Here is a 1,119-nt window from a genome sequence, read left to right as displayed (position 1 = left end):
CGTTGGCACGCAGCAGGTCCCGGGCGAGCAGCACGAGTCCGGCGACGTCGTCGACCTCGCCGATCGGCCGGTGCGGGTCGATGCCGGCCAGCAGGAGGGTCTCGCAGCGGTAGATGTTGCCGATCCCGGAGACGAGCCGCTGGTCGAGCAGGGCCAGGCCGACCGGCCGCTCGGGCCGGGCCGTGAGTCGCCGCACGCCCTCGGCGAGCAGCGCGGCGCCGTCGTCGGGCGTGTCCCAGGCCGGGTCCAGCAGGTCGGGGCCGAGGTGGCCGAGGACGGTGGCCTCGTCAGTGGTGGGCACGAGGGTCAGCAGGCCCAGCTGGGCGCCGAGCACGCGGTGCTCCGCCGTCTCCAGCACCGCCCGCACCTGCCAGGCGGGGGCGCCCCACCGCGCGTCGACGGCCGAGACGAGCCAGCGCCCCTCCATCTTCAGGTGCGAGATCAGCGTGAGCGGCCGGGCCCCGGGGCGGGCCGCGGGCGGGGTCAGTCGCATCAGCAGGTACTTGGCGCGCGGCAGGACCTCGGCCACCCTCCAGCCGGTCAGGTCCGCGGTGGCGTGGCGGGGCACGCGCAGATCCGCGTGCGTCAGGACCCGGTCCTCGAGCACGGGGCGGAGCCGGTGCGCGACGCGGACGAGGGAGTCGCCTTCAGGCACGGGCCGTCACCGGCTCAGGCCGCGTTGAGCTGCCAGGTCACGCCGAAGCGGTCCCCGACCCACGCGAAGCGGCGCGAGAAGCCGTAGTCGTCGGGCGGCATGTAGTCCTGGCCACCGCCGGCGAGGAGCGCGTCGTGGATCGCGTCCACCGCGGTGGCGTCCGGCAGCTCGACGAACAGGCTGATGGCCGGGGTGAACGTGAACCCGTGCGGGGTGAAGGAGTCGAAGAACCGCAGCCGCTGGCCGGCGATCTCGAGCTCGCCGTGCAGGACCTTGCCCGCCCATGCGGCGCCGCGCGGGGAGGAGTCGTCGAAGAGGTCGCGGCGGACCTCGGTGACCGGCAGGTGCTCCACGAACGCGGTGAGGTAGGCGTCCATGGCCGCACCGGCGTCACCCTCGAACATGAGGAACGGGGTGACGGAGGGGTCCGAGGGGTGCGGCAGGGAGTCCTCGAGGGCCTCGGG

The 1,119-nt window shown here is 74.6% G+C and carries 2 protein-coding genes; both read right to left on the bottom strand.

From position 1 onward, the window contains the following. The coding region (locus tag J1M44_RS04930; protein WP_206480697.1) for a DNA-formamidopyrimidine glycosylase family protein at window positions 1-655 on the bottom strand (655 nt) is incomplete at its 3' end. A gap of 14 nt (window positions 656-669) precedes the next feature. Further along, window positions 670-1,119: VOC family protein (locus tag J1M44_RS04925; RefSeq protein ID WP_241252814.1), on the bottom strand; the 450-nt coding region annotated here is incomplete at its 5' end.

This window comes from Micrococcus sp. KRD128 (genome assembly GCF_017168395.1).
Taxonomy (GTDB): Bacteria; Actinomycetota; Actinomycetes; order Actinomycetales; family Micrococcaceae; genus Micrococcus; species Micrococcus luteus.
The sequence above is the reverse complement of the archived record's forward strand: the minus strand, read 5'-3'. Positions and strand labels throughout refer to the sequence as shown.